This is a genomic window from Nostoc cf. edaphicum LEGE 07299, assembly GCF_015207245.1.
Classification (GTDB): domain Bacteria; phylum Cyanobacteriota; class Cyanobacteriia; order Cyanobacteriales; family Nostocaceae; genus Nostoc; species Nostoc edaphicum_B.
On sequence record NZ_JADEXF010000566.1, the window covers coordinates 1 to 3,906 of the forward strand.

Sequence of the window (3,906 nt, forward strand, 5' to 3'; positions counted from 1 at the left end):
GTCTAAGTAAGGTTGGTCTTCAATTGTCTCCACTTGGGCATTCCAGCGACCTATCTCTTGCCTAGCTTCTGCGCCTCTAGGATTGCTAGCAGGAATCAGCTGTACTTGAGCGATCGCTGCTGTTAAATTTGGGACTGTTCCCTGGCTAGCCAATATTCTCGCTTTTTCCAGATTCGCAACATCTTCAATTTCCAACTGCCAACGAGCAATTAGTTGCTGTGCTTCGTTATACACTGGTCTGGAAGGATCGATTTGTTGTGCTTGAGCGATCGCTGCCTCTAAACCAGAAACATTACCGATCCAAGCACTCCTTTTGGCGTCAGCTATGGCAATAAAGTCATCAGTTTCGCCTTGTAGTTTCGTACTTTCCGGTATTTGCCTAGCAATATTCAGCGCTTCATCCGCATCCTGCTTATCTAGTTTCGCCTGTGCCAATTCCAGCATTTTGCGCCCAAATGCCGGAACCGCTTCCTGAGCTTTTTGGTAAAGATAACTTTCCTGCCCAATGGACTCGGCTAACTCGATCGCTTTTAGGATATTATCGACTACTTTGCTGTTTGCTAAACTTTCGGCTTTTCCTAACTTATCGCCATCTTCCCGTGCTGTGGCAATTAGACGATTTAATTGGTCGTATTTAGTACCCGCCCAATATTGATTGTCTACACGCAGTATTTTAGCGGATAACATGAACGCCGATTGCCAGCGCCGTTCTTTTACTTCGGCGATCGCACCGTTGTATGTGGCTTCAGCCTTTAACCAAATTGACTGCCATTTGTCAACTTGTTCATTGACTAATTTATAAGCTGCTACATCTTCGGGTATTTTCTGAGCAGTAGCGATCGCTTCCTCTAAATTCCCTGTTTGGAAACTTTGATCGGCTAGCTTCAAAATATCCCGCGACCATTCTTCGATGAAACGATCGATTTCTCCATGCAACGGGTGATTTTGTGGTAGTTGCTTCACCAGAGTGATCGCTTGCAATAGGTCGTTCACTGTTTGCTTAGAAGCCGCTAGCTGAGCGCAATGTAGCCGCACAGAAGCACTAGCTAGCGGCCAGAAAATCGATGGGCAATTAGGGGCAGTTGGCAACTTTAGCAGCATTGCCATTGCCAAGAATCCTATACTGCCGGGAATCAACATTAGTAGTACTAGCCACAATGTCCAGCTTTTCATCCAGCGTGGCCATTTCCTAGAAGTACTACTGAGTTGGGCAGTTTCTTCTGAATGACTATTTATAGATGATCCTTTCGTATGGTTTTTTTTTCGCCGCTTCACTGACTTGGAGGTAGAACCAGTAGCTGGGACATCAAATGGCTGAGTTTCACCGAATTGTTCTGTTCGGGATAATCTTTTGTTTTGATCTGGCTCTCTTCCACTGGCTGAAGACCAACTGTCTGGAATATCCCGCTCTGTCATTTCTCACACCAAAATAATTGAATAACGCTCTGTTTTAGGTTGATAATTCCATTGTTGACATAGTAACTTTCTCATCATTAAAAAGCTACTTTTTTGATTATCTCTCTCCACAGAGTACCATTATCAATCTCAAAAATCAGTGTTATTTTATACTTTATCCTCAAACAGCCGATTCGGCTTGCAAATCGGAAATTAGTTGAGCTAACTGATCGCTACTTGCCTGGTAGACGTTGCCGCAAAAGTCGCAAGTTGCTTCAGCACCATCATCCTTGATAATCATATCTTGCAGTTCAGCTTCTCCCAAAATCTTTAGTGCCCCCAAAACGCGATCGAAAGAGCAACCACAGTGAAACCGCAACATTTGGCGTTCGGAAAAGATTTCCAACCCCATATCTCCCAATAAGTCACCAAAGATTTCAGGTAACGTCTTGCCAGCTTGCAACAATGGCGTAAATCCTGCTAGACCAGCTACCCGTGATTCCAATGTTTCTACTAAGGCTTCGTCTCTGGCGGCTTTGGGCAATATTTGTACCAATAATCCCCCAGCAGCAGTTACTCCCCCTGCTCCCACGAACACACCTAAAACTAAAGCCGAAGGTGTTTGTTCGGAATTCACCAGATAATGAGCGACATCATCACCAATTTCGCCAGAAACTAGTTCTACCGTACTAGAGTAAGGATAACCATAACCGATATCCCGCACAACGTAGAGGTAGCCGCCACCCACAGCACCACCAACATCTAACTTACCTTTGGCATTAGGAGGCAATTCTATAGATGGATTCCCAACATATCCGCGTACCGTACCATCTAAGCCTGCGTCTACTAATATGCCAGCCAAAGGCCCATCGCCCTTCACCCGAACATTCACCCTCGATCCAGTTCGCTTCATACTAGAAACCATTAACAAGCCCGCCGCCATAGTCCTACCCAGTGCTGCTGTTGCCACATAAGAAAGCTTGTGGCGCTGCCGTGCTTCTTCTGTTAAACGTGTGGTGATCGCACCTACGGCACGAATTCCACCTTCGGCTGCTGTTGCACGAATTAACTGATCCGCCATGAATAACCTTACATTTCTTAACAAGTTCACTTTTTCTATTCTAAGTTCTCTGCTGCAAGAAAAGTAACGTAGTGGGGTGTTACGCAAATAAACGGCTGTCATTGGTTATTGATCATTACTCACTAGTTATTTGCAAAGGACAAAGGACTGATGACTAATGACAAAAACTATTTGCAATATTAGAAATAGCGATGTCTTATCTTTAGGTAATTCGAGAAAAATGCTGGGTAATTTTCAACAAAGCCAACTGCGGATCGAAATCGAAGCATCAACAGATGCAATTCGTGACAGTCTGCTGCATCCCGTGCAACTAAAAAAATGGCTTTTAGGACAACGTTTTGCGCCAGGAATGCCAGAAGAATTGCTTCCCGGATTCCAGTTTACAACCTGGACTGGGCCAGTCGCGATTCATCATCAAGTAAAAGTTGTGAAATCCAACTGCCTCCGCTTAGTACTCAGCGGAGGCATTGACGGGTTCCACGAATGGTACTGGGGAGAAGGTTGGGTACAGTCCCGCTTGGAAGGAATTTCAATTTTGCCCTTGAATTTGGGTCAAACACTCAGCTTGTTGAGCTTGCGTCAGTTTTTAGCAACTCAAGAACGTTGAATCGACTGAACGTAGAAAGAGAATTTTCCTTGTCTCTATGGCTAGCCCTTTCAAGGTAACTCTAAAAATCTCTTTTTTCTCTCTGCGCCACGGACACTTTGCTCAAGTAGGGAAACCCGCTCATGCAAGTGTCCTCCTCTGTGGCTGTGAGGTTTAAAAGTAATTTATCTAACCACTTCAGACGCAGAGAACACAGAATTCTATGGAGTTAAAATTTTTAAACCCACATTCTGCACTATGTTGACCACTTTCTAGACTCATGGGAATTAGTTCTCCCTTGACCAATTTATAGCGGGTATCAGTGCCATCATATTTCAGGTATTCATCAAAGATTAGTTTTGGGGTGGTTATGGCCATTACTTCCTCTTGCAAATCTTTACCTTGGTTTTACGACCAACACTGAACAATTAGCCTCTTCTACAACTTGACTGCTAACAGAACCCTGGACAATTCGTTTCATCCCCATCAACCCCCGACTGCCAATTATAATCAAGTCAGTTTTATAAATATTGGCAAGACGAATAATCTCTTCAGCGGGATCGCCAGTTACCAACTCTAACTCACTTCTGACTGATAATTTTTCCTGATATAATTGCAGTTGTTTTTCAATATGAAAATAAGAAAATGTTGGGGACTCTGGCTGAGGGCGATCAGCAGGTAGTTCCATTTCTGACTCTGGTGTGAGAAACACATGACAGAGAATAACCTTGGCGTCTTTTGAAAACACCAAATTATCTAAAGCTTGAATTACTCGTTCTGAAATATCCGAACCGTCCAGAGCCACCAAAACACTATTTAGCACTGCTCTCGTCTCCTAAAGAGT

The 3,906-nt window shown here is 44.0% G+C and carries 5 protein-coding genes; 1 reads left to right on the plus strand and 4 read right to left on the minus strand.

What is annotated here, in order from left to right:
* Together IQ229_RS16885 and hslO are read right to left on the minus strand one after the other, a co-directional pair.
* Window positions 1-1,416, minus strand: a 1,416-nt coding sequence (locus IQ229_RS16885) for a type 2 periplasmic-binding domain-containing protein (RefSeq protein WP_194045643.1), incomplete at its 3' end; no start/stop codon positions are given.
* Between the two features lie 160 nt (window positions 1,417-1,576).
* Entirely contained in the window at window positions 1,577-2,476 is a 900-nt protein-coding gene (gene hslO / locus IQ229_RS16890) for an Hsp33 family molecular chaperone HslO (RefSeq protein ID WP_194045645.1), read from the minus strand.
* A gap of 220 nt (window positions 2,477-2,696) precedes the next feature.
* Between hslO and IQ229_RS16895 the strand changes: the two genes are divergently transcribed.
* Entirely contained in the window at window positions 2,697-3,083 is a 387-nt protein-coding gene (locus IQ229_RS16895) for a hypothetical protein (protein ID WP_194045651.1), read from the plus strand.
* 177 nt (window positions 3,084-3,260) lie between these two features.
* Here the strand turns inward: IQ229_RS16895 and IQ229_RS16900 are convergent, their stop codons facing one another.
* A complete protein-coding gene (locus IQ229_RS16900; protein WP_194045647.1) occupies window positions 3,261-3,440 on the minus strand; it encodes a PDDEXK family nuclease in 180 nt (59 codons plus the stop codon).
* Window positions 3,441-3,459: 19 nt separating this feature from the next.
* Window positions 3,460-3,885, minus strand: coding sequence for a universal stress protein (locus tag IQ229_RS16905; protein WP_194045649.1), 426 nt, complete (start codon window positions 3,883-3,885; stop codon window positions 3,460-3,462).
* Window positions 3,886-3,906 lie beyond the last annotated feature (21 nt).